At 63.8% G+C, this 24,528-nt stretch carries 18 protein-coding genes; 10 read left to right on the forward strand and 8 right to left on the reverse strand.

Features of this window, described 5'->3' with window-relative positions; genetic code table 11:
- Positions 1–109 precede the first annotated feature (109 nt).
- Together M727_RS0126310 and M727_RS0126315 are read left to right on the forward strand one after the other, a co-directional pair.
- On the forward strand, positions 110–484 hold the full coding sequence (locus tag M727_RS0126310; RefSeq protein WP_027155136.1) for an MbcA/ParS/Xre antitoxin family protein: 375 nt from the start codon (positions 110–112) through the stop codon (positions 482–484).
- Positions 444–1,250 carry an RES family NAD+ phosphorylase gene (locus tag M727_RS0126315; RefSeq protein ID WP_027155137.1) on the forward strand — a complete coding sequence of 269 codons (807 nt, stop codon included), beginning with the start codon at positions 444–446 and terminating at the stop codon, positions 1,248–1,250. Before M727_RS0126310 ends, M727_RS0126315 begins: the two co-directional genes overlap by 41 nt.
- 247 nt (positions 1,251–1,497) lie before the next feature.
- Here the strand turns inward: M727_RS0126315 and M727_RS0126320 are convergent, their stop codons facing one another.
- From M727_RS0126320 to M727_RS0126330, 3 genes are all read right to left on the reverse strand, one after another.
- Complete coding sequence (locus M727_RS0126320) at positions 1,498–2,871, reverse strand: 3-deoxy-7-phosphoheptulonate synthase class II (protein ID WP_027155138.1); 1,374 nt, start codon at positions 2,869–2,871, stop codon at positions 1,498–1,500.
- Between the two features lie 307 nt (positions 2,872–3,178).
- Positions 3,179–6,676: a transcription-repair coupling factor gene (gene mfd, locus M727_RS0126325; protein WP_027155139.1), complete on the reverse strand. Its 3,498-nt coding sequence runs from the start codon at positions 6,674–6,676 to the stop codon at positions 3,179–3,181.
- Positions 6,677–6,689: 13 nt separating this feature from the next.
- A complete protein-coding gene (locus M727_RS0126330; RefSeq protein ID WP_027155140.1) occupies positions 6,690–6,977 on the reverse strand; it encodes a succinate dehydrogenase assembly factor 2 in 288 nt (95 codons plus the stop codon).
- Positions 6,978–7,287: 310 nt separating this feature from the next.
- Here M727_RS0126330 and recG point away from each other — a divergent pair, with 310 nt between their 5' ends.
- The gene (recG, locus tag M727_RS0126335; RefSeq protein WP_027155141.1) at positions 7,288–9,399 is read left to right on the forward strand and encodes an ATP-dependent DNA helicase RecG; all 2,112 of its coding nucleotides are present in this window, start codon (positions 7,288–7,290) and stop codon (positions 9,397–9,399) included.
- On the opposite strand, the gene M727_RS0126340 is transcribed toward recG, so the two are convergent.
- From M727_RS0126340 to M727_RS0126355, 4 genes are all read right to left on the reverse strand, one after another.
- Positions 9,351–10,109, reverse strand: a complete 759-nt coding sequence (locus M727_RS0126340; protein WP_027155142.1) for a DUF502 domain-containing protein — start codon at positions 10,107–10,109, stop codon at positions 9,351–9,353. The two genes, recG and M727_RS0126340, sit on opposite strands and share 49 nt — an antisense overlap.
- Positions 10,110–10,188: 79 nt before the next feature.
- Complete coding sequence (gene glmS, locus M727_RS0126345) at positions 10,189–12,012, reverse strand: glutamine--fructose-6-phosphate transaminase (isomerizing) (RefSeq protein WP_027155143.1); 1,824 nt, start codon at positions 12,010–12,012, stop codon at positions 10,189–10,191.
- Positions 12,013–12,170: 158 nt separating this feature from the next.
- Positions 12,171–13,532, reverse strand: a complete 1,362-nt coding sequence (gene glmU, locus M727_RS0126350) for a bifunctional UDP-N-acetylglucosamine diphosphorylase/glucosamine-1-phosphate N-acetyltransferase GlmU (protein WP_027155144.1) — start codon at positions 13,530–13,532, stop codon at positions 12,171–12,173.
- A 229-nt stretch (positions 13,533–13,761) separates the two neighbouring features.
- Positions 13,762–14,508 (reverse strand): cytochrome c biogenesis CcdA family protein, encoded by a 747-nt coding sequence (locus M727_RS0126355; protein WP_027155145.1) that lies wholly within the window; start codon positions 14,506–14,508, stop codon positions 13,762–13,764.
- Positions 14,509–14,935: 427 nt separating this feature from the next.
- Here M727_RS0126355 and topA point away from each other — a divergent pair, with 427 nt between their 5' ends.
- From topA to rpmG, 7 genes are all read left to right on the forward strand, one after another.
- Positions 14,936–17,590 (forward strand): type I DNA topoisomerase, encoded by a 2,655-nt coding sequence (gene topA, locus M727_RS0126360; protein ID WP_027155146.1) that lies wholly within the window; start codon positions 14,936–14,938, stop codon positions 17,588–17,590.
- Positions 17,591–17,596: 6 nt separating this feature from the next.
- A complete protein-coding gene (rnr, locus tag M727_RS0126365; RefSeq protein WP_027155147.1) occupies positions 17,597–19,903 on the forward strand; it encodes a ribonuclease R in 2,307 nt (768 codons plus the stop codon).
- Positions 19,903–20,355, forward strand: a complete 453-nt coding sequence (locus M727_RS0126370) for a DUF983 domain-containing protein (protein ID WP_027155148.1) — start codon at positions 19,903–19,905, stop codon at positions 20,353–20,355. Before rnr ends, M727_RS0126370 begins: the two co-directional genes overlap by 1 nt.
- A gap of 73 nt (positions 20,356–20,428) precedes the next feature.
- Entirely contained in the window at positions 20,429–21,163 is a 735-nt protein-coding gene (locus M727_RS0126375; protein ID WP_023801087.1) for an NUDIX domain-containing protein, read from the forward strand.
- Between the two features lie 21 nt (positions 21,164–21,184).
- Positions 21,185–22,360 carry an MFS transporter gene (locus tag M727_RS0126380; RefSeq protein WP_023801086.1) on the forward strand — a complete coding sequence of 392 codons (1,176 nt, stop codon included), beginning with the start codon at positions 21,185–21,187 and terminating at the stop codon, positions 22,358–22,360.
- A gap of 105 nt (positions 22,361–22,465) precedes the next feature.
- Positions 22,466–22,921 carry a hypothetical protein gene (locus tag M727_RS0126385; protein ID WP_027155149.1) on the forward strand — a complete coding sequence of 152 codons (456 nt, stop codon included), beginning with the start codon at positions 22,466–22,468 and terminating at the stop codon, positions 22,919–22,921.
- Positions 22,922–23,176: 255 nt separating this feature from the next.
- Positions 23,177–23,344, forward strand: coding sequence for a 50S ribosomal protein L33 (gene rpmG / locus M727_RS0126390; protein WP_006201775.1), 168 nt, complete (start codon positions 23,177–23,179; stop codon positions 23,342–23,344).
- 389 nt (positions 23,345–23,733) lie between these two features.
- On the opposite strand, the gene M727_RS0126395 is transcribed toward rpmG, so the two are convergent.
- The coding region (locus M727_RS0126395; protein ID WP_027155150.1) for a diguanylate cyclase at positions 23,734–24,528 on the reverse strand (795 nt) is incomplete at its 5' end.

Below are 24,528 nucleotides of genomic sequence, written 5' to 3' on the forward strand. Positions count from 1 at the left end.
GGCAGGCCGCGCCAACAGCCTCTCGACGGTCCGCCAATTGTTAAAGCAATATCTTTCCATATGAATTTTTATGGGCTATATTTTCACCAGAAAGGAGACGCTGCCGACAATGCAACCCAATCTCGCCGCCAACACGGCCGAAAATGCAGTGCTGACCAAGGCGACGCTGCGCGCCGCCGACCTGCTGGACATTACCGCCAGGATGCTGGCCTCCATCATCGGGGTTTCGGAAGCCACGGTTTCGCGCATGCGCAGGCAGGAATTCCTGCTGGAGCGTGGAACCAAGCCGTTCGAGCTTGCCGTGCTGTTCGTCCGCCTGTTCCGCTCGCTCGACGCCACTGTCGGCGGCGACGAGACTGTCGCCCGGGCATGGCTGAAGAATGCCAACACGGCCTTCGATGGCATCCCGCTCGAAAAAATCGTGACGATATCAGGGCTTGTCGATGTCATCGCCTATCTGGACTCCCGACGCGCTCTCGTCTGAAGCCACCAAACGAGGTGGCAAGCATGGGCTCGATGGCAAGGATGGGCTCGACGGCAAATACTGGCGCATGGTCGAGGCGCAGCACCGCGTCTCGACATTGAAAGTCGTTGACACGCTCGACGAGCAGGCCGTCCTCGAAGACCTGATCGAGGAAACCAAGCCGCAAATCCCCTTGGAATGCCGGCATCTGCATTATCTCCTGGCAACGCCCTTCCGCTACGGCTCGATCTATCCGCACGGTTCGCGCTTCCGCCGCGCCGGCAGGACCAAGGGCGTCTACTATGCGGCGGAAACCATTATGACCGCCGTCTCTGAGATGGCTTTTTACCGCCTGCTGTTCTTCGCCGAATCGCCGGCTACGCCGTGGCCACGCGACGCCGCCGAATACACCGCCTTCGCCGCAGCGATACGCAGCACAAAGGTGATCGACCTGACGCGGCCGCCGCTCGACCGCGACGCGGCGGCGTGGACGCACCCGACCGACTATGCGGCCTGCCAAAATATTGCCGATGTCGCGCGCGAAGCCGGGCTGGAGGCGATCCGCTATCGCTCCGTGCGCGACCCGAAAGGCGCTAACGTGGCGCTGCTGGCATGCAGCGGCTTTGCCAAGCCGAAACCGCTGGAACCCCACACCTGGCGCATCAGGCTGGGCGCCTTCGGCGTGCAGGCGATCTGCGAGTTCCCGCAAAACCGGATCGAGTTTTCCAGGACGGCGTTTGCCGCCGATCCCCGGCTCAACGGACTGCGCTGGGAGCGCGGCCGCTAGCCGGCGAGTGCGTAGCGCAGCAGCGTCACGCCCTGGGTAAGGCTTTCCTTACCGAGCGGCTTCAAGGTCAGAAGTACGGCTTGCCGCCAGCGCCTCCGTTTATGTCCTCGCACGAAAATGCACAACTGATTGCATTGCCCAAGGCGGGTAGCCCGAAGATACCCGGCGGTGATGAGCCGTCCAGTGGTCCGGGTTCCTCAGGGGCTGGGGCTTTCTCCGGCGCCTCTTAATCGATGGCGACTGAAAATCAGCCGTTGACGGCCTGCTTGTGCTGGACCGGGTGGCTTTTCTTGAGCAGGTCCGAGACCAGGAACGCCAGTTCGATCGCCTGGTCGGCGTTGAGGCGCGGGTCGCAATGGGTGTGGTAGCGGTCCTGCAATTCCTCGGCGGTGATGGCGCGGGCGCCACCGGTGCATTCGGTGACGTTCTTGCCGGTCATCTCGATATGGATGCCGCCCGGATGCGTGCCTTCGGCGCGATGCACCTCGAAGAAGCTCTGCACTTCCTTCAGGATGCGGTCGAATGGCCGTGTCTTGTAGCCGGCGGCCTCGATCGTGTTGCCATGCATCGGGTCCGACGACCACACCACGCTGCGGCCTTCCTTCTGCACCGCGCGCACCAGCTTCGGCAGATGCTCGGCGACCTTGTCGGAGCCGAAGCGCGCGATCAGCGTCAGCCGGCCGGGCTCGTTTTCCGGGTTGAGCAGGTCGATGAGCTGCAGCAACCCGTCCGGCGTCAGCGACGGGCCGCATTTCAGGCCCAGCGGGTTCTTGATGCCACGGCAGTATTCGACATGGGCATGGTCGGGCTGGCGGGTGCGATCGCCGATCCAGATCATGTGGCCGGAGGTTGCATACCAGTCGCCGGAGGTCGAATCGACGCGGGTCAGCGCCTCCTCGTAGCCGAGCAGCAGCGCCTCGTGGCTGGTGTAGAAGTCGGTCTCGCGCAGCGCGTAATTGGTCTCCGAGGTGATGCCGACAGCCTTCATGAAGTCCATCGTCTCGGTGATGCGGTTGGCGAGCGACTCGTATTTCTCGCCCTGCGGGCTGTCGGACACGAAGCCGAGCATCCATTGATGCACGTTCTCCAGGCTGGCGTAGCCGCCCTGCGCAAACGCGCGCAACAGGTTGAGCGTCGCCGCCGACTGGCGGTAGGCCATCTCCTGGCGTGCGGGATCGGGAATGCGCGACTTGGCGTCGAATTCGATGCCGTTGATGATGTCGCCGCGATAGCTGGGCAGCGTCACGCCGCCCTTGGTCTCGGCGTCGGACGAGCGCGGCTTGGCGAACTGGCCGGCAACACGGCCGACCTTCATCACCGGCTGCGCGCCGGCGAAGGTCAACACCACGGACATCTGCAGGAAGACGCGGAAGAAGTCGCGGATGTTGTCCGCGCCATGTTCGGCAAAACTCTCGGCGCAATCGCCGCCCTGCAGAAGGAATGCGTCACCGGCAGCGACGGTCGCAAGCTGCTTCTTCAGCTTGCGTGCCTCACCTGCAAAAACCAGCGGCGGAAAGGTGGCGAGCTGGGCTTCCGTGTTCTTCAGCGCGGCAAGATCCGGATAGGCAGGAACCTGCTGGATCGGCTTTGCTCTCCACGAATTCGGCGACCATTTCGTCATCGTTGCACCCAAAATTCTTTCCAGCGGGTGCTGTCGCCCGCCATTTCGCCCCAATATGGGGATCGCGGCTCCATACACGAAGCCGATTTCCTATTCTAGACCGGAATTTCGGTGGTGGCGAATGGCACAAGCTCGCCGCCTGTCTTTCCTTCTCCCCTTGTGGGAGAAGGTGGATTGGCGCGCAGCGCCAAGACGGATGAGGGGTGTTGGCCGGAGCGCGGTTTTGCCAAGCTGGAACACCCCTCATCCGACCGCTTCGCGGCCACCTTCTCCCACAAGGGGAGAAGGGGGAGCCGGCTGAGCCGCGCTAAGCCGCCTTCTCCACCAGCCTTGCCAGCTGCGTCATGACGACCGCTGAACCGGCCAGCCGCTTTTCAGGTGTCGGCCAGTCGCGGACGAAAACGACGCTGTGGTCCGGCCGGATCTTGGCCAGCGAACCCTGCTCGCCGATGAAGGTGACCAGCCCGACGGGGTTGGAGAACTCGCGCTTGCGGAAATGGATGACGACGCCCTTTGGTCCGGCATCGAGCTTTTCGACATTGGCCTTGCGGCACAGCGCCTTGATGAAGACGATCTTCAAGAGATGCTTCACTTCCTCCGGCAGCGGTCCGAAGCGGTCGATCAGCTCGGCGCCGAAAGCGTCGATCTCCTCGGTGTTTTCGAGATCGCCGAGGCGGCGGTAGAGCGCCAGCCGCAGCTGCAGGTCCGGAACATAGCTTTCGGGGATCATCACCGCCGTGCCGACGGCGATCTGCGGCGACCAGCCGCCATCCTGCACCTCGCCGGAATCCTTGACCTCGGCAACGGCCTCCTCCAGCATCTGCTGGTAGAGCTCGAAGCCGACCTCCTTGATGTGGCCGGACTGCTCTTCTCCGAGAAGATTGCCAGCACCTCGGATGTCGAGATCGTGGCTGGCGAGCTGGAAACCGGCGCCGAGCGTGTCGAGCGACTGCAGCACTTTCAGCCGGCGCTCGGCGGTATCGGTCAGCTTGCGGTTGGCCGGCAGCGTGAACAGCGCATAGGCGCGCACCTTCGAGCGGCCGACGCGGCCGCGCAGCTGGTAGAGCTGCGACAGGCCGAACATGTCGGCGCGATGCACGATCAGCGTGTTGGCGGTCGGGATATCGAGGCCGGATTCGACGATGGTGGTCGACAACAGCACATCGTACTGGCCGTCGTAGAAGGCGTTCATGATGTCGTCGAGCTCGCCGGGCGGCATCTGGCCGTGAGCGACAGCCACCTTTAGCTCAGGTACGGATTCACGAAGGAAATCATGAATTTCCGCCAGATCGCTGATGCGCGGCACGACATAGAAGGAATGACCGCCGCGGTAGCGTTCCCGCAGCAGGGTCTCGCGGATGACCAGCGGGTCGAAGGGCGAGATGAAGGTGCGCACCGCCAGGCGGTCGACCGGCGGCGTGGCGATCAGCGACAGTTCGCGCACCCCGGTCAACGCCAGTTGCAGCGTGCGCGGGATCGGCGTCGCCGACAGCGTCAGCACATGCACGTCGCTCTTCAGGTCCTTCAGCCGCTCCTTGTGCTTGACGCCAAAATGCTGTTCCTCGTCGATGATCAACAGGCCGAGATTCTTGAACGAGATCGACGAGCCGAGCAGCGCGTGAGTGCCGATGACGATGTCGACGGTGCCGTCGGCGATGCCTTTCTTGGCCTCTGCCAGTTCCTTGGCACCGACCAGCCGCGAGGCCTGGGCGACGCGGATCGGCAGGCCGGAGAAGCGCTGCGAGAAGGTCTTGAAATGCTGGCGCGCCAGCAGCGTTGTCGGCACCACCACCGCGACCTGAAAGCCTTCCATCGCCGCAATGAAGGCGGCGCGAAGGGCGACCTCCGTCTTGCCGAAGCCGACATCGCCGCAGATCAGCCGGTCCATCGGCTTGCCGGCGCCCAGGTCGCCCATGACCGAATCGATCGCCGTCTGCTGATCGTCGGTCTCCTCATAGGGAAACCGCGCGGCGAATTCGTCATAGAGACTGTCTGCCGGCACCAGCGAAGGGGCAGCGCGCATCTGCCGCTCGGCGGCGATGCGGATCAACTGTCCGGCCATGTCGAGCAGGCGTTTCTTCAGCCGCGCTTTTCTGGACTGCCAGGCGCCGCCGCCAAGCTTGTCCAATGTCGCTTCGGCCGAATCCGAGCCATAGCGCGACAAAAGCTCGATGTTCTCCACCGGCAGGAACAGCCGGTCGTCGCCGGCGTAATGGATTTCGAGGCAATCATGCGGTGCGCCGACCGCCTCGATGGTGCGCAGCCCGATGAAGCGGCCAATACCGTGGTCGCTATGGACGACGATGTCGCCGGAGGACAACGCCGAGGCTTCGGCGATGAAATCGGAAGGGCGCTTCTTGCGCTTCGAGCGACGGATGAGCCGGTCGCCCAGAATGTCCTGCTCGGCGACGACGACCAGTTTCTCGGTCTCGAAGCCGGATTCGAGCGGCAGCACGGCAAGTCCCGCCTGCCCCGGTTGGAGCTTTTCCGCCTCGTCCAGCGTGGCCACCGGCTTGAGATTGCCGAGATTATGCTCGGCCAGGATCTGGCCGAGCCGGTCGAGCGAACCTTCGGTCCAGCCGGCGACGACGACGCGGCGGCGGGCGGCGCGCTCGTCGGCAATGTGTTTTACGACGACGTCGAAGACGTTGACGTTGGGGTCGGCGCGTTCCTCGACGAAGCTGCGGCCATGCCGCGACCCGGCATGGAAGATTTTCCTGGCGCCGGCGTCGGGCGCGTCGAACGGCGTGAAGTCGATCGCCTCGCGCGGGCCAAGCGAGGCGATGAGGTTTTCCGGCGACAGATAAAGCAGGTCGGGCGGCACCGGCTTGTAGGGGACGGCGTCCTTCAGCGTGCCGTCGGCCTGCTTCCTGCGCGCCTCGTAATGGTCGAGGATCAGCGCATGGCGCTCCGCCAGCGCCTCATGCGCCAGATGATCGAACACGACAGGCGTGTCCGGCAGATAGTCGAACACCGTCTCCAGCCGCTCGTAGAAGAACGGCAGCCAGTGCTCCATGCCGGCAAAACGCCGTCCCTCGCTGACCGCCGCATAGAGCCCATCGTCACGCGAGGGCGCGCCAAAAGCGTCGATGTAGGAGCGGCGGAAGCGGCTGATGGTCTCCGGCGTCAGCGCCACTTCGCTCATCGCCTGCAGCGCCATCGACTTGCGCTGGCCGGTGGTGCGCTGCGTGGCGGCGTCGAAGACGCGGATCGATTCCAGCGTATCGCCGAAGAAATCGAGCCTGAGCGCTTCCGTCCAGCCCGGCGCCAACAGGTCCAGAATGCCGCCGCGCACTGCGAACTCGCCGACGCCGCGCACGGTCGGCACCCGCTCGAAGCCTGATATCTCCAGCCGCGACGCCAGTGCGTTCATGTCGATCTGGTTGCCGGGTTTGGCGTGAAATGTCTGCGCCTCGACAAGGCTTGCCGGCGGAATGCGCTGCAGCAGCGCGTTGGCGGTGGTCAGGATGACGGCGCGGTGCGGGTTTTTTGCCAACGCGACCATCGCGGTGAGCGCGTCCAGTCGCCGCGCGGCTGCATCCGAGCCGGGCGAAACGCGGTCATAGGGCAGACAATCCCAGGCCGGCAGTTCGAGCACCGGCAGGCCAGGCGCGGCGAAGGAAAGCGCCTCGACGATCGAAGGCAGGCGCTGGCCGTCGCGTGCCACGAACAGCACCGGCTTGTCAGGCGCGATCTCGTGCGCGGCCTGCACCAGCGCGAAGGCTTCGTAACCGTCGGCGACGCCGTCGACGATGAACTGGCCGGCGCGGCCTTTCGGCAGGCCGATTGTGGGGATCAGGCTCATGAAATCACGTATTTCAGAATGTCATCGCCTGGCGCGACGCCAGGATTTTTTGCAGGACGGCACAGTCGATGTCAGCCGGAATCGGCCGCTGGCCGGTGATCAAGGGCAGGAATTCGGTATCGGCAATTTCGAGGAGCCTCTCATATTGGTCGAGTTCGTCGCCGGTCAAGGCGCCGATCTCGGCGTCGGCGAAACTGCCGAGAATAAGGTCCATTTCGCGCATGCCGCGATGCCAGGATCGAAACAGAAGCTTGCGGCGGCGGGCGTCGAGCCCCTCGCTTGATCGTCTCGTTCCGGTCATCGTCCAGCATCCTTGCCTGAAGCGGCGCATATAGCGTGGATAGAGCGCGGTGTCAGCCTTGCAACGGTCCGGTGGGTGTCTAACATCCCGGTGTGACATACACTCCTGACAACATCGGCCCAGGCACCCCCCTCTGGCCTGCCGGCCATCTCCCCCTCAAGGGGGGAGATTTGCCGTCGCGACTGATTTCGCCAATCTCCACCGCTGCAGGATGGGCGATGAGGCCAGAGCTGCCGATCTCCCCCCTTGAGGGGGAGATGTCCGGCAGGACAGAGGGGGGTGAGCGCCGACATCGCGTGGTCTCTCACCCATGAGACCTTCCCTCCTCGATCCGCTGTTTGTCCCGATCACCTCGCTTGCCGGCGTCGGGCCGAAGGTCGGCGCACTGATCGAGAAAATCGTGCCGGCCGATCTTGGTGATCACCGCCCCGCACGTGCCGGCGATCTTCTGTTCGTGCTGCCGCATTCGGTGATCGACCGCCGCAACCGGCCGGGCATCGCCGGTTCGGCTGAAGGCGCGATCGTCACCCTGGAAGTGCGCATCGATCGCCACCAGCCGCCGCCGCGCGGCAACCGATCGGTGCCGTACCGGGTTTACGCCCATGACGACACCGGCGAGATCGCGCTGACCTTCTTCCATGCGCATGCCGCCTATCTCGAAAAGGCGATGCCGGAGGGCGAGCATGTCGTGGTCTCCGGCCGCATGGAATGGTTCAACGGCCGCCCGACCATGGTTCATCCCGACCACATCGCGCTGGCCAGCGAAGCGGAAAACCTGCCGCTGGTCGAGCCGGTCTATCCGCTCACCGCCGGCCTCTCGGGAAAAGTGCTGCGCCGGGCAATCGGCCAGGCGCTCGCTCGCTTGCCGGTGCTGCCGGAATGGCAGGAGGGTGAGTTTCTGCGCCGCCGCAGCTTTCCCGCCTTCGGCGACGCGCTCGCCCGCATCCACAATCCCGCCGACCCGATCGACGTGTCCGTCGACGGCGCGGCCTGGCGACGTCTCGCCTATGACGAGTTTCTGGCGGGCCAGGTGTCGCTGGCGCTGGTGCGCGCAAAAGTCCGCCGCTTGTCCGGCCGGCCGCTGGTTGGCGACGGCTGCATCGTCGAAAAGCTGCGTGCCGCCCTTCCCTATTCGCTGACCGATTCGCAGGAAATGGCGCTTGCCGAGATCAATGCCGACCTCGGTGACCCCGAACGCATGCTGCGCCTGCTGCAGGGTGATGTCGGCTCCGGCAAGACGGTTGTCGCGCTGCTCGCCATGGCGCGCGCTGTCGAGGCCGGCGGGCAGGCGGCATTGATGGCGCCGACCGAAATCCTGGCGCGCCAGCATCTTGCGACGATTGCGCCGTTGGCGGAACAAGCCGGCCTGCGCATCGCCATCCTCACCGGGCGCGAAAAGGGCCGCGAGCGCACCGAGACGCTGGCCAGTCTGGCCAATGGCGAGATCGACATCGTCGTCGGCACCCACGCGCTGTTCCAGCAAACGGTGACGTTCCACGACCTGGTCCTTGCCGTCATCGACGAGCAGCACCGGTTTGGCGTCCACCAGCGGCTCGCCATCACCGCCAAGGGCGACGCGCCCGACATGCTGGTGATGACGGCGACGCCGATCCCGCGCACGCTGGTGCTGACCGCCTTCGGCGACATGGATGTGTCGAAGCTGACGGAAAAGCCGGCCGGGCGCCAGCCGATCCGCACCGTCACCCTGCCGCTCGAGCGGCTCGACGAACTGGTCGGCCGCATGCGCGACGCCGTCGCCGACGGCCAGAAGATCTATTGGATCTGTCCGCTGGTCGAGGAATCCGAAGAGATCAAGCTGATGTCGGCGGAGGACCGTTTTGCCTCCTTGAAGCGCCTGTTCGGCGGCCGGATCGGCCTAGTACACGGGCGCATGAAGGGCGTCGAAAAAGACGAGGCGATGCGCGCCTTCAAGGCCGGCGAGACACGCATCCTGATCGCCACCACGGTCATCGAGGTCGGCGTCGATGTGCCGGATGCGACGATCATGGTCATCGAGCATGCCGAGCGCTTCGGCCTCGCCCAGCTGCACCAGTTGCGCGGCCGGGTCGGGCGCGGCGATAAACCGTCGTCCTGCGTGCTGCTCTACAAGGACCCGCTCGGCGAGACGGCAACGCGCCGGCTGTCAGTGATGCGCGAGACCGAGGACGGGTTTCGCATCGCTGAGGAGGATCTGAAGCTGCGTGGCGAAGGCGAGTTGCTCGGCACCCGCCAGTCCGGCACACCTGGCTTCCAGGTGGCGCGCATCGAGGCGCATGCCGACCTGCTCGAAGCGGCTCGCGACGACGCGCGGCTGATCCTGTCGCGCGATCCGGAACTGCAATCCGAACGCGGCGCCGCCCTTCGCATGTTGCTTTATTTGTTCGGCCGCGACGAGGCGGTGCGGCTTTTGCGCGCCGGCTGAGGCTCGGCATCCACAGGCGGATTGCCGATCTGGCCGCCGATCGGCTTGCCGTTCAACGTTACCATTTTCGTCTTGACCGCCGGCGCCACCAGCCCGGCCGAAACGATCAGCTTGGCGCCGTCCTCGATCGTCATGTCGAGCAGCACGATATCGGATTTCGGCACATACATCAGGAAGCCGGTGGTCGGGTTGGGCGTGCACGGCATGAACACCGCGATCAGCGGATCACCCTCCTGGTCGAGCTTCTGGTTGATCTCGGTCTCCTTCTCGCCGGCGACGAACACCAGCGACCAGACGCCCTTGCGCGGGTATTCGACCAGCCCGACCTGGCGGAACATGTCGCCCTTGTTCGATAGCACGGTCTCGAAGATCTGCTTCAGCGACCCATAGATGCCGCGCACCAGCGGCATGCGGCCGAGCAGCCGCTCGCCGAACAGGACGATAGCCCGGCCAACGATATTGGCGGTCAGGAAACCGATCAGGGTGATCAAGATCAAGGCGACGATCAGCCCGAATCCCGGAACCGGCGCCGGCAGATAGCTATCGGGGTTGTAACGCGCCGGAATATAGGGTTTCACCCAGGAATCGACCCAGCCGATGAACGACCAGGCGATGTAGGCGGTGATCGCCAGCGGCGCGCACACGACAAAGCCTGTCAGGAAGTAATTCCGCAGCCGGGTCACGCCTGAGGTCTTGGAAGCATCGGACATGGGTCACCGCAGCGCTGATTGCGGCGCGACATTAATGAACCGCATCCGGCTTTGGAACTGCGAATTTTTTAAACCACGCCTATTCCACAGTCACCGATTTCGCCAGGTTGCGCGGCTGGTCGACGTCGGTGCCCATGAACACCGCGGTGAAATAGGCCAGCATCTGGATCGGCAGCGCGTAGATGATCGGCGAGATGATTTCCGGCACGTCCGGCAGCACGATCGTCTCCATCGTCTTCACCGTGGCGTGCGCGGCACCCTTGCTGTCGGTGATCAGGATGATCTTGCCGCCGCGCGCCGCCACTTCCTGCATGTTCGACACGGTTTTTTCAAAAATCCGGTCATGCGGGGCAATGACGATCACCGGCATGTTCTCGTCGATCAGCGCGATCGGCCCATGCTTCAGCTCGCCGGCAGCATAGCCCTCGGCATGGATATAGGAGATTTCCTTGAGCTTCAGCGCGCCTTCCATGGCCAGCGGGAAATTGGTATCGCGGCCAAGATAGAGCACGTTCTTGTAGTGCGAGAGGTCGCGCGCGACCTTTTCGATCTGGCCGTCGAGCTTCAGGACCTGGTTGGCATAGCGCGGCGCTTCCGACAGTTGGCGGACCAGCGTCGTTTCCTGTTCCTGCGAAATCGTTCCGCGCGCCACGCCGGCCCGCACGGCAAGCGAGGCCAGCACCGACAATTGACAGGTGAAGGCCTTGGTCGAGGCGACGCCGATCTCCGGTCCGGCCAGCGTCGGCAGGATGACGTCGGATTCGCGCGCCATCGTCGATTCGCGGACATTGACGACCGCGCCGATCTTCATGCCCGCCTTGCGGCAATAGCGCAGCGAGGCCAGCGTGTCGGCGGTCTCGCCCGATTGCGAGATGAAGAAGGCGGCGTCTGTCTTCGACAGCGGCATTTCACGGTAACGGAATTCCGAAGCGACATCGATGTCGACCGGCAGCCGCGCATAGCGCTCGAACCAGTATTTGCTGATCAGGCCGGCCAGATAGGCAGTGCCGCAGGCCGAAATCGCCAGCCGGTCGATTTTGGCGAAATCGAACGGCAGGTCGAGCGGCTTCGAGACGCCGCCAACGAAATCCACATAATGCGCCAGCGTGTGCGAGATCACCTCGGGCTGTTCATGGATTTCCTTCTCCATGAAATGGCGCCGGTTTCCCTTGTCGACCATGAAGCTGGTGCTGAGCGACTGCTGGCGCTTGCGGTCGACCTTGTTGCCGTCCATGTCGAAGATGGCGACGTCGTTGCGGCGCACCACCGCCCAGTCGCCATCCTCCAGATAGGTGATCGAATTGGTGAAAGGGGCAAGCGCGATAGCGTCGGAGCCCAAAAACATCTCGCCATCGCCATGGCCGACGGCCAGCGGTGGGCCGTTGCGCGCGCCAACGATGAGATCCTCGTCTCCCCTGAACATGATGGCCAGCGCAAAGGCGCCTTCCAGCCGCTTCAGCGCCTGGTGCGCGGCCTCGACCGGCTGCAGGCCCCTGGCCAGTTCGCGCCCCACCAGGTGTGCGACGACCTCGGTGTCGGTCTGCGATGAAAATGTGTAGCCGTCGCGCATCAGCTCGTCGCGCAATTCGGCGAAATTCTCAATGATGCCGTTGTGGACGATGGCGACGCCGTCGGAAAAATGCGGATGCGCATTGGTCTCGTTGGGCACGCCGTGCGTCGCCCAGCGCGTGTGGCCGATGCCGATCATGCCGTCGAGCGGTTCGTCCTTCAGCCGGCGTTCGAGATTGATCAGCTTGCCCTCGGCGCGGCGACGCGCCAGCTGGCCGTGCTCGACGGTGGCGACGCCGGCCGAATCATAACCGCGATATTCGAGCCTTTTCAGCGCATCGACGATCAGTGGCGCGACCGGCGAGTGACTGACAATTCCGACGATACCGCACATAGACGTTGCCCCCGATTCCGGCATGAAAACCCGGCGCTATTTAGGGTTGGCCGGGCTGCCGCGAAAATCACATTGCGTTTTGTTCCGTATCAGCCGGAACGGTTCTGCACAGATGCACCATGACAAGTCGCTCTTGCAATCCGGTTACAGCAGCCAGGCTAGCCTTTTTTCCGGGCCGCCGCAGCCGCAGCAAAACGCTCGCGCAATTCCTTGCCTTTGCCAGGCAGCGTCCTCTGGCGGGCGCGGCCGAAGGCGAGCGCATCGTCGGGCACGCTTTCGGTGATCACACTGCCCGAAGCGACGTAGCCGCCCTTGCCGATTGTGACAGGCGCCACCAGCGACGAATTCGAGCCGACGAAAGCGCCTTCGCCGATATCGGTGAAGAACTTCGAGTAGCCGTCATAATTGCAGGTGATGGTTCCAGCGCCAATATTGGCGCCGGCGCCGACGCGGGCATCGCCGATATAGGTCAGGTGATTGACCTTGGCGCCCTCCTCGACCGTCGCCTGCTTGACCTCGCAGAAATTGCCGACCTTGGCTTTTTGCTTGAGATCGGAACCCGGCCGCAGCCGCGCAAACGGACCAACAGCGCAATTCGAAGCGATCGTGGCGCCTTCAATATGGCTGAAGGCATGGATCCTGGCACCGGTGGCGATTGTCACGCCCGGCCCGAACCAGACATTGGGCTCGACGATCGTGTCGGCGCCGATCTCGGTATCGTGCGAAAAGAAGACGGTTTCGGGCGCGATCAGCGAAACCCCGGAGAGCATGGCCTCGCGCCGCCGGCGCGCCTGCCAGATGCCTTCGGCCGCAGCCAGTTCGGCGCGGTTGTTGATGCCGAGCACATTCTCAAAGCCGGCTTCTGCGGCGATGACGTCAAGGCCTTGCCCGCCGGCGATCTCGACGATGTCGGTGAGGTAATACTCGCCCTTGGCGTTGTCGTTACCGACTTGGTCGAGCAGCTGCAGCGCGTGCTTGCCTGCAACCGCCATCAGCCCGCCATTGCAGAAGGTGATTTTCTTCTCCTCGTCGGTGCAGTCCTTTTCCTCGCGGATGGCGATGAGCTTGCCGCCCTTTTCGATCAGCCGGCCATAGCCGGACGGATTTGAGGTGCGGAAGCCGACCACAACGACGGCAGCGCCATCAGCCAGCTTCAGGCGCGCAGCACTCAGCACCTCCGGATCGATCAGCGGCGTATCGCCGAACATCACGAGGATGTCGTCGTAACCCTTTGAGATCGCATCGCGAGCCGCCAGCGCGGCATGCGCCGTGCCGAGCCGCTTGTCCTGGACGAAGGTCTCCGCCTTCGGAGCGAATTTTTGCGTGGCCTTGCGCATCTCGTCGGCGCCATGGCCGATCACCAGCGCCAGATCGCCGCTGCCTGCGGCTTCCGCAGCCTTGACGACATGGGCGACCATCGGCAGGCCGGCGATCGGGTGCAGCACTTTTGGCACGGCGCTTTTCATGCGCGTGCCTTCGCCGGCGGCGAGGATGACGGACAGGCAGGTTCTCTGGCTCATGGAATGCGACCATATGAAAAGGGTTGGGAATCAAGGCATGTCTAGCCCGGAAACTCACTAGCATTGGCGCCATGCTGCACCAATGCGGTTAAATTCCGGTGAGACGGTTGTGCTGCTGTCAGCCAATGCCGGCGCTGCCGGCAGGCAGATGAGGGGCAGCGCAAACCTGAGCGATCGTCGCTGACAATGTCAGTTGCGATAGCTGTGAGCCGCACGACTTGATCCAATTTCACCCCAACTGCCCCAGCACCGGGAAATTCTCCAGCAGCCAGTAGGATGCAGCCTGCACGCCGCCGGTCAGAAAAAACACGCCGGCGACGACCAGCAGCGCGCCCATTGCCTTTTCGACGCGGCCGAGATGGACGCGGAATTTTGCGAGAAAGCGCATGAAGGCGCCGGAAAACAGCGCCGCGATCAGGAACGGTATGCCGAGGCCGAGCGAATAGGCGGCAAGCAGAGCCGCGCCCTCGCCCACCGTCTCGCGGCCGCCGGCCAGCGTCAGGATCGGCCCCAGCACCGGTCCGATGCAGGGTGTCCAGCCGAAGGCGAAGGCCAGCCCCATGACGTATGCGGCAACGATACTGGCCGGCTTGCCCTGCGACTGGAAGCGCGCCTCACGCGACAGCAGCGGGATGCGCAATATGCCGAGAAAATTCAGCCCCATCAGGATGATGAGCACGCCAGCCGCCATCGCCAGCGGCTCCTGCCAGACGCGCAGCAGCCGGCCGATGGTCGAGGCGCCGGCGCCCAGCGCCACGAAGACGGTCGAGAAGCCGAGAACGAAGGCGATCGAGGCAAAAAGCAGCGCGCCGCGTGCGTCGGCCCTGGCGGTGACGCCGGCATTGCCGCGGAAATCATCGACCGACACGCCGGCCATATAGCAGAGATAGGGCGGCACCAGCGGCAGCACGCAAGGCGACAGGAACGAGATCGCCCCCGCCCCGACCGCGCTGACATAGCCGATATCCAATGCCATTCCCGAAACTCCTGACGGTTTGCGCTGCCATATAGCCGCGACCGCGCCGATCCGCCAATCACCATCGCGTGGCAAGTCGCACGGCCGCTTGCCACGCCTGTCTCGCCCGTCAACGTCGCATCATGCCGGCCGTCTCTTCAAACCAGGGCTGGCGCGTGATCGATGTTTCTCTTATATCGGCGGAAGTATTTGTCCCGTTCTCCCGGATTCATTGCCGGTTTGTCCAACGATCAGGGCAACCGCCCTCCCTATCCAGGATAGCGGATATCACATGACGCATCCCTAGGTTGCGCGCTCAAAGCAGGACTGCATTTTGGGCGTTCCCCTTGACCGGATGCAAAAGCACGGCCATGTGAGCGACAATTATACGAGATTTCGTCGCGCGCAGCGGAATTCTTCTGCCGCACCACAGCTGATATGAGACCTCATGGACGTCGTCGTCGTCGAATCGCCGGCCAAAGCGAAGACAATCAACAAGTACCTCGGAAAGAACTACAAGGTCCTGGCCTCGTTCGGCCACGTCCGCGATCTGCCGGCCAAGGATGGCTCGGTGCGTCCGGACGAGGATTTTGCCATGTCCTGGGCTGTCGACACCGCCTCGAGCAAACGTCTTGCCGACATCGCCAAGGCGGTCAAGGACGCCGACGGCCTGATCCTCGCCACCGACCCGGATCGCGAGGGCGAAGCCATTTCCTGGCATGTTCTGGAAGTGCTGAAGCAGAAGCGCGCGCTGAAGGACAAGCCGGTCAGCCGCGTCGTCTTCAACGCCATCACCAAATCGTCGGTGCTGGAAGCGATGGCCAATCCGCGCCAGATCGATGCGCCGCTGGTCGACGCCTATCTCGCCCGCCGCGCGCTCGACTATCTCGTCGGCTTCACGCTGTCGCCCGTGCTGTGGCGCAAGCTGCCGGGCGCCCGCTCCGCCGGCCGCGTCCAGTCGGTGGCACTGCGCCTCGTCTGCGACCGCGAATTGGAAATCGAGCGCTTCATCCGCGAGGAATACTGGCAGATCGCCGCCATTCTCGGCACGCCGCGCAAGGATAATTTCGAGGCGCGGTTGACCGCCTTCGATCGCAAGAAACTGCAAAAGCTCGACATTTCGAACAAGGCGCAGGCCGACGACATCAAGGCGATGCTGGATGGCGCGACCTTCAAGGCGCTGTCGGTCGAAGCCAAGCCGACCAGGCGCAATCCAGGCCCGCCCTTCACCACCTCGACGCTGCAGCAGGCCGCCTCCTCGCGCCTCGGTTTTTCGGCAAGCCGCACCATGCAGGTGGCGCAGCGGCTCTATGAAGGCATGGACATCGGCGGCGAGACCACCGGCCTGATCACCTATATGCGAACCGACGGCGTGCAGATGGCGCCCGAGGCGATATCAGCCGCGCGCGATGCGATCGCAAAAGAGTTCGGCCCAAAATACCTGCCCGAAAAGCCGCGCAACTACACGACCAAGGCCAAGAACGCCCAGGAAGCGCACGAAGCGATCCGCCCGACCGACTTCATGCGCACGCCGGCTTCGGTCAGGCAATATCTCGATGCCGACCAGGCGCGGCTTTACGAGATTGTCTGGAAACGCGCCATCGCCAGCCAGATGCAGCCGGCCGAGATCGAGCGTACCACGGTCGAGATCGAGGCGGTCAACGGCGCCCGCAGCGCGGAGCTTCGCGCCGTCGGTTCGGTCGTTCGCTTCGATGGCTTCATTGCCGCCTATACCGACCAGAAGGACGAGGATGCGGAAGACGAGGAAGACCGCCGTCTACCCGAGATCCGTGCCGGCGAACAACTCGAGCGCGAGGCGATCAACGCCACCCAGCACACCACCGAACCGCCGCCGCGCTATTCGGAAGCCTCGCTGATCAAGAAGCTGGAAGAGCTCGGCATCGGCCGGCCGTCGACCTACACGGCGATCCTGAAGACGCTGGAGGACCGCGACTACGTCAGCATGGACAAGCGCAAGCTGTTGCCGCAGGCCAAGGGCCGGCTGTTGTCGGCCTTCCTCGAAAGCTTCTTCGAGCGCTATGTCGAATATGATTTTACCGCTTCGCTCGAGGAAAAACTCGACGAGATTTCCGACGGCAAGCTCGCCTGGAAGGATGTGCTGCGCGATTTCTGGAAGGATTTTTCAGGCGCCGTCGCCGACATCAAGGAATTGCGCGTCACCGACGTGCTCGACGCCCTCAACGAGGAACTGGCGCCTCTGGTGTTTCCCGCACGGGAAGACGGTTCAAATCCGCGGATCTGCCCGAAATGCGGCACCGGCAACCTGTCGCTGAAGCTCGGCAAATTCGGCGCCTTTGTCGGCTGCTCGAACTATCCCGAATGCTCCTTCACCCGCCAGCTCGGCGACGCCGCAAACCCCAATGCCGAAAACGGCAATGGCGAGGACGGCACCAAGGTGCTGGGCAAGGACCCCTACACGGCAGAGGAAATCACGCTGCGCAGTGGTCGTTTCGGCCCCTATGTCCAGCGCGGCGACGGCAAGGAAGCCAAGCGCTCCAGCCTGCCCAAGGGCTGGACCGTCGATTCGATTGACCACGAAAAAGCCCTCGCCCTGCTGTCGCTGCCGCGCGACGTCGGCAAGCATCCGGAATCCGGCAAGATGATCTCGGCCGGGCTGGGGCGCTACGGTCCGTTCGTGCTGCACGACGGCACCTATGCCAATCTCGACAACATCGAGGACGTGTTCTCGATCGGTCTCAACCGCGCCGTGTCGGTGATCGCCGAGAAGCAGTTGAAAGGCCCCGGCGGTCGCAATGGCGGCACGGCCGCCGCCTTGAAGGAACTTGGCGAGCATCCGGCGGGCGGCGGCAAGATCGTCGTGCGCGACGGCAAATACGGGCCCTATGTTAATTTCGGCAAGGTCAATGCGACGCTGCCGAAGGGCAAGGACCCGCAGTCGGTGACGATTGAAGACGCGGTGACGCTGATTGCCGAGAAGGAAGCCAAGGGCGGCAATGGCGGCAGAAAGCCCTTCCGCAAAGCGGCCGCACCTGCCAAAAAGCCGGCGGCCAAAAAGCCTGCGGCCAAAAAACCGGCGGCCCAAAAAATGGCGGCCAAGAAAGTGGCCAACAAAAAGGGATAGTGCATCGTGGCGCGCAGGGAATCCGGAAGAAGTCATGGCGATCTGCGCACCGCCGACACCCGGGCCAAGGTCAAGGATGATTACCGGCCGTCCCGCGACGAAATCCTGCGCTATATCGCCGAAAATCCGGATCGCTCAGGCAAACGCGACATCGCCAAGGCGTTTGCGCTGCGCGGCGAGGACCGTATCTGGCTGAAGGACGTTTTGCGCGACTTGCAGGATGAAGGCCTGCTGACCAAGGAGCGCAAGCGGCTCGCCCGCGTCGGCGCCCTCGCCCATGTCGCCGTGCTCGACATCTTTGGACGCGACGCCGACGGCGTGCTTTTGGCGCACCCAACCGAAGCCGTGGGCAACGGCGAGCCTCCCGTCATAGCGATACGCGTGTCGCGCGGCGGCAGCGGCCCGACACCGGGCATTGGCGACCGCGTGCTGGCCAAAACCTTTCCAACCGATGACCCGACCGGCCCTGCCTATAGCGGGCGGGTGATTAAGATCTTCGAGAAGCGCACCGATGCAGTCCTCGGCGTTTTTCGCGTGCTGCAGGACGGTACCTTCCGCATCGAGCCTGTCGAAAGGCGCCAGCCGGAGCTGGTCGTCGACAAGGAATTCCAGAACGGCGCCAAGAACGGCGATCTGGTCGAGGTCGAGCCGGCGCGGGCCTCCCGCTACGGGCTGCCCAGGGCCAAGGTGCTGGCGGTGCTGGGTTCGCTGACCAGCGAAAAGGCGGTCTCGATGATCGCCATCCACGCGCACGACATTCCGCATATTTTCCCGGCAGACGTCATCGCCGAGGCGGAGGCGGTCAAACCGGCGACGTTGGCCGGCCGTGAAGACTGGCGCGAGCTGCCGCTGGTCACCATCGATCCGGCCGACGCCAAGGACCATGACGACGCCGTGTTCGCGACAGCAGATCCGGACGAGAAGAACCCCGGCGGCGTGGTCGTTACCGTGGCGATTGCCGATGTCGCCGCTTATGTGCGCTATGGCACCGGGCTCGACCGCGAGGCGCTGAAGCGCGGCAACTCGGTCTATTTCCCGGATCGCGTCGTGCCGATGCTGCCGGAGCGCATCTCCAACGACCTTTGTTCGCTGCGCGAAGGCCAGGACCGCCCGGCGCTGGCGGTCCGCATGACCTTCTCGGCCGATGGCCGCAAGCTCAGGCATTCGTTCCACCGCATCATGATGAAATCGGCGGCAAAACTCGCCTATCGCCAGGCGCAGGCCGCGATCGACGGCGCGCCGGACGACAAGACCGGCCCGATCCTCGACACGGTGATGAAGCCGCTGTGGGACGCCTATGCCGTGGTGAAGCGCGGTCGTGAGACGCGCCAGCCGCTCGAGCTCGAACTGCCGGAGCGGAAAATCCTGCTCAAGGAGGACGGCACCGTCGAGCGCGTCGTCGTGCCGGAGCGGCTCGACGCCCACAAGCTGATCGAAGAATTCATGATCCAGGCCAATGTCGCGGCGGCCGAGACGCTGGAGGCGAAACGACAGGCGCTGGTCTACCGCATCCATGACGCACCTTCGCTCGCCAAGCAGGAATCGCTGCGTGAATTCCTGCAGACGCTTGGCCTGTCGCTGGCGCGCGGCGCCCAGATGCGGCCAAACCAGTTCAACGGTATTCTGGATCGCGTCCGCGGCGCCGACCATGAGGGGCTGGTCAACGAGGTGGTGCTGCGCACGCAGATGCAGGCCGAATATTCGCCAAGCAATATCGGCCATTTCGGCCTCAATCTGAAACGCTATGCGCACTTCACCTCGCCGATCCGCAGATATGCCGACCTGATCGTGCATCGCGGGCTGATTGCCGCGCTCGGCTTCGGTGCAGGCGGACTGACGCAGGATGAAGCGGAGCGGCTGGAAGAAGTTTCTGCGCTGATCTCAGCCACCGAGCGCCGCGCCATGGCCGCCGAGCGCGACACGGTCGACCGGCTGATCGCCGCCTATCTGGCAGAGCGTGTCGACGATCGCTTCGATGCACGCATTTCGGGCGTCACCAAATCGGGACTATTTGTCCAATTGCCGCAGTATGGCGCAGATGGTTTCATTCCGGTGTCAAGTCTGGGCGGCGATTACTATATATACGACGAAACTGCCCGATCGCTTTTCGGAGAACGCACCGGCAAGGGCTATCAGCTTGCCGACCGCGTCGAGGTTCGCCTGATCGAGGTGGCGCCTATGGCCGGCGCGATGCGTTTCGAGATGCTGACCGACCCAAAGCCGCTGCCCGGCTCCAAACGGTCGTTTCACAAGGCCAAGGGCCGCGCCCGTGCGTCGCAATCGCGTCCAGGCTCGCGCGGCAGGAGACGGTAATGCCAAGCGATCTGAAAAAGAACGAACAGGTTTTCGGCGGCCAACAGCGCTCGGGCCGGATCGCCCGCCCGCTGTGGACGGCGATGAAGCGTGGCGCGCTTGGCCGTTGCCCGCATTGCGGCGAGGGAAAGCTGTTTCGTGCCTTCGTCAAGACCGTCGACAAATGTGATCATTGCGGCGAGGCGCTTCATCACCACCGCGCCGACGACCTGCCGGCCTACCTGGTGGTGGCCATCGTCGGCCACATCGTGCTCGGCGCCTTCATGGGTGTCGAAGCGGCCTCCACTCTATCCACATGGCAGCACATCGCCATCTGGGTGCCGCTGACCATCCTCATGGCGATCGTCTTGTTGCAGCCGGTCAAGGGCGCCGTCATCGGCCTGCAATGGGCGTTCTATATGCACGGCTTCGGCGGGGAAGAAGATCTGATCGAGTCGCATCCCGAGGCTTGAAACCGAGGCTGGCGCAAATCGGCATGGCTGGACGCCACTTTCGCATCGAAGAAGATTCCGCTAGGTCGTGCGCATGGACGTTATGACCAAGGCGGAAGTCGACAAGGTTGAGCCGATCGCGCTCGACGCCAGGCCTATACGCCCGCGCGACGCCGCGACGCTGATCCTGCTCGACCGCAAGGGCGCCGAGTTCCTGGTGCTGATGGGCAGGCGCCACGCCCGTCACGCCTTCATGCCGGGGAAATTCGTCTTTCCCGGTGGCCGTACCGATCCGGCCGACAGCCGAATTCCCGTTGCCACAGCGCTGCACCCTGAGGAGCAGGCGAGGCTGACTGCCGGCGTCGGCCGCACCAGCCCGGCCCGTGCCCGCGCCATCGCCCTGTCGGCGATTCGCGAGACCTATGAAGAAGCCGGCCTGCTGATCGGCCAGAAGGGCGCCTTCGCCACGACCAGGCGCGATTGGCAGGGTTTCGCCGAGCACGGCGTAAGACCGTCGCTGGAAGCGCTGCGCTTCATCGCGCGCGCCATCACCCCGCCAAACCGGGTGCGGCGCTTCGACACGCGCTTCTTCAGCGCCTGGCGCGAAGACGTCGCCGTGGAGCTGCCGGACGGCGGTCCGACCAACGAGCTGGAGGAACTGGTCTGGCTGCCGCTCGCCAAGGCCAGAGAAGCTGATGTGCCCGACATCACCAGGGCTATCCTGGGGGAGTTGGAAAAGCGGCTCGTCGACGATCCGCTGCTGCGCCCCGGTGGTTCCGTGCCGTTCTACCGGCTTGTCGGCAATCGCTTCGTTCGCGAAATTCTGTAGAACATAGAGCATTCACATCCCATGACAGTCGATACCCAGCAAGAGGTCGAAGAACGCGTCCATTGGCTGCCAATGATCGCGGCGATCTCGTCGATCAGCGTCGTCGGTATCGCCATCGGCCTCGGCATGCCGCTGCTCAGCGTCATTCTCGAAACGCGCGGCCATTCGGCGTCGATGATCGGCTTCAACACCGCTGTCGCCGGCCTGGCCTCGATCGCCGGCGCACCGCTCGCCACCCCGCTGGCGATGCGGTTCGGCGTCGCCAGGACGATGCTCGCCATGATCGCCACGGGAGTGCTGGCCTTTGTCGGCTTTCATTTCGCACCGGACTTCTGGATGTGGTTTCCGCTGCGCGTCCTGCTGCACATCGCGCTGACGGTGCTTTTCATCCTGTCGGAATTCTGGATCAGCACGTCGGCGCCGCCGCACCGGCGCGGTCTCGTCCTCGGCATCTACGCCACCGTGCTGTCGCTCGGCTTTGCCGCCGGGCCGTGGCTGTTCGCCCAACTCGGCAGCGCTGGCTTCCTGCCCTTCGGCGTCATCATGGCGCTGGTGACGCTGGCCGCCATTCCAGTTCTGGCGGCCCGCAACGAGAGCCCGACGATCGTCTCCAACGGCGAAACCAGCAACTTCCTGCGCTACATCTGGTTGGTGCCGACGGCGACCGCTGCGGTGCTGGTGTTCGGCGCGGTCGAGACCGGTGGCTTTGCGCTGTTTCCCGTCTATGGCAACCGCATCGGCTACTCCGAGGCCGATGCCGCCCTGCTGCTCACCATGATCGGCCTCGGCAACGTGCTGTTGCAGATCCCGCTCGGCATGATCAGCGACCGGGTCAGCGACCGCCGTTATCTGCTTCTGGCCTGTGCAACCATCGGGCTTGCCGGCACCATCTTCATGCCGCACTTCGCGCAGAACTGGCATCTGATGGCGGCGCTTCTGTTCGTCTGGGGCGGCGTCGTCGCGGCCATGTACACGATCGGCCTGGCCCATCTCGGCTCGCAGCTTTCCGGCCACGACCTGGCCTCGGCCAACGCTGCCTTCGTGCTCTGCTACGGTGTCGGCATGGTGCTCGGCCCGCAGGCGATCGGCATCGGCATGGACCTTTTCGGCCCCTCCGGTTTCGGCTGGGCGCTCGGCTTGTTCTTCGCCTTCTATATCGCGCTGGTCGGCGCCAGGCTCATCCGAAAAATCCTGTAAAAAGACCCGATCGATGCCTCAGGTGGCGCAAGGCTGCTGACATAACCGTGTCAGCAGCACCTGGGTAGATTGTCAGCAACACGCCACGAATTTGAGGATGCCGCCATGATCGACTCCGGGTTTGAAACGAAATCGCTGCGGATGGAATTGCTGCTGCTTGTGACCTTCCAGGCGCCGGCTTCCGATGTCGACCGTATCATGGAAGCGGTGGTCGCGATCGCCCCGCTCACCACGGGCAAATACGACAGCAATGCCTACCAGTCGGCGCACGGCATCGAGCGCTACCGGGCGCTCGAAGGTGCTGCCGCCGGCGCCGAGACCGAATTGCTCAGACGGCATGGCACGGTGGAAGTGTCGTTCGAGCTGCCCGACGACCAGGCGTTGGCCGCCCGCATCGTCGAGGCGATCTTCCAGGTCCACAGCTATCAGGAGCCGGTGATCCGCATCCAGCCGATCCTCGCCAGCCGCTCAAAGGGATTGGACGACCGCTCCAACCCGAACCGCTGGTGGAACACCACGGGAGACTGGAAGAAGGCCGCCCCAGTTAAAGAAGATGCATAGAATCGCAAGCGGCCGGATGAGGGGTGCTCCAGCTTGGCACTGCCAGCACCCCGTACAACACCCCTCTTCCGTCTCGGCGCTACGCGCCGATCCACCTTCTCCCACAAGGGGAGAAGGAAGAGGCGCTCTCGCAGGCGCTCTCGCGGGCCTTGACTTTCCGGGCGCGTTGTTTATGTGTCGCGCCAAGTTTCCCGCGTCCGGGTGTTTTCCCGTGCTCCAGCGGCCAAGACTCCACGAACATAATGGACTGATACAATGGCCAAAGCCGCAAACATCAAGATCAAGCTTCTGTCGACCGCCGACACCGGTTTCTTTTACGTGACCAGCAAGAACAGCCGCACCAAGACCGACAAGCTGTCGTTCCGCAAATACGATCCGGTCGCCAAGAAGCACGTCGAGTTCAAGGAAACCAAGATCAAGTAATCTGTTTTCCTGCTTGAGACAAAAACGCCGCCCCGTGGGCGGCTTTTTTGTTTTCAAAGTTAGAAAAGTCCAGCATTTCCAAAGCTTGGCGCAGAGACTTGATGTTATTTTGAGGTTTGGGGGCCGGCCGGCGTTTGGCAGCGGTACGAGGAGGCCACTATGTGCCAGCGCCGGCCGGCCGACCCCACGGACCCAGGAGATGCGGCGGACCTGAATCATGGGGTATTCTTCGGATCGATCCGGCGATCTACCCCGGCGCCGATCCCGTCATTGGCCTGCACATTTGCGCAACAGCCTGTGAAAATCAACAATTTCTTAACCAAGCCCGGCGAATCGCTTGCGTTAAGGTAAATTCCTAACCCTGTCACATTGACAGGATAATCGGACTTTTACGCCGCCTTGGCGACGACCCGGTTGCGGCCGGCGCTCTTGGCTTCGTAGAGCGCGAGGTCGGCCCGCTTCATCAGCCCTGCAACCGAGTCGACACCCTTCAGCACCGACGACACGCCGACGCTGACGGTAACCTCGATCGTCTTGCCGTCCTGACCGACGGCAAACGGCATCTGGGCGATCTCGGCGCGAATACGCTCCGCGACCTTTTCGGCGACGGCGCCGTCCGTGTCCGGCATCACCACGACGAACTCCTCGCCACCGAAGCGGCAGGCGAGATCGATGCCGCGCACATTCTTGCGCAGCCGCCGCGCGAATTCGCGCAGCACCTCGTCGCCGCCGTCATGGCCATGCGTGTCGTTGACGGTCTTGAAGCGGTCGAGATCGGTGATCATCACCGACAGCGGCCGCCGCCGCGCCACGGCGCGGTCGAACAGTGTCTGCAGATGGCTGTCGAGGTAACGGCGATTGTGCAATCCCGTCAGCGGGTCGGTCACAGCCATCTCGATGGTCTGGGTGACGCTGGCGCGCAACTGGTCGTTGTAGCGCTTGCGGCGCACCTGCGTGCGCAGCCGCGCGGTCAATTCATGCTGGTCGATCGGACGCATCAGATAATCGTTGATGCCAAGCTCGAGGCCGCGGACGATGCGTCCCTCCTCACCCTGCTCCGCCAGAAGGATGATCGGCACGAAACGGGTGCGATCGAGCGAACGCAGTTGCGAGCAGAGCCTGAGCGGATCGAAATCGGCAAAACCCGTCGAGATCATCACGCATTCATAGGGCGTCTCGGCGGC

The sequence above is a fragment of the Mesorhizobium sp. WSM2561 genome, assembly GCF_000513915.1.
GTDB lineage: Bacteria > Pseudomonadota > Alphaproteobacteria > Rhizobiales > Rhizobiaceae > Mesorhizobium > Mesorhizobium muleiense.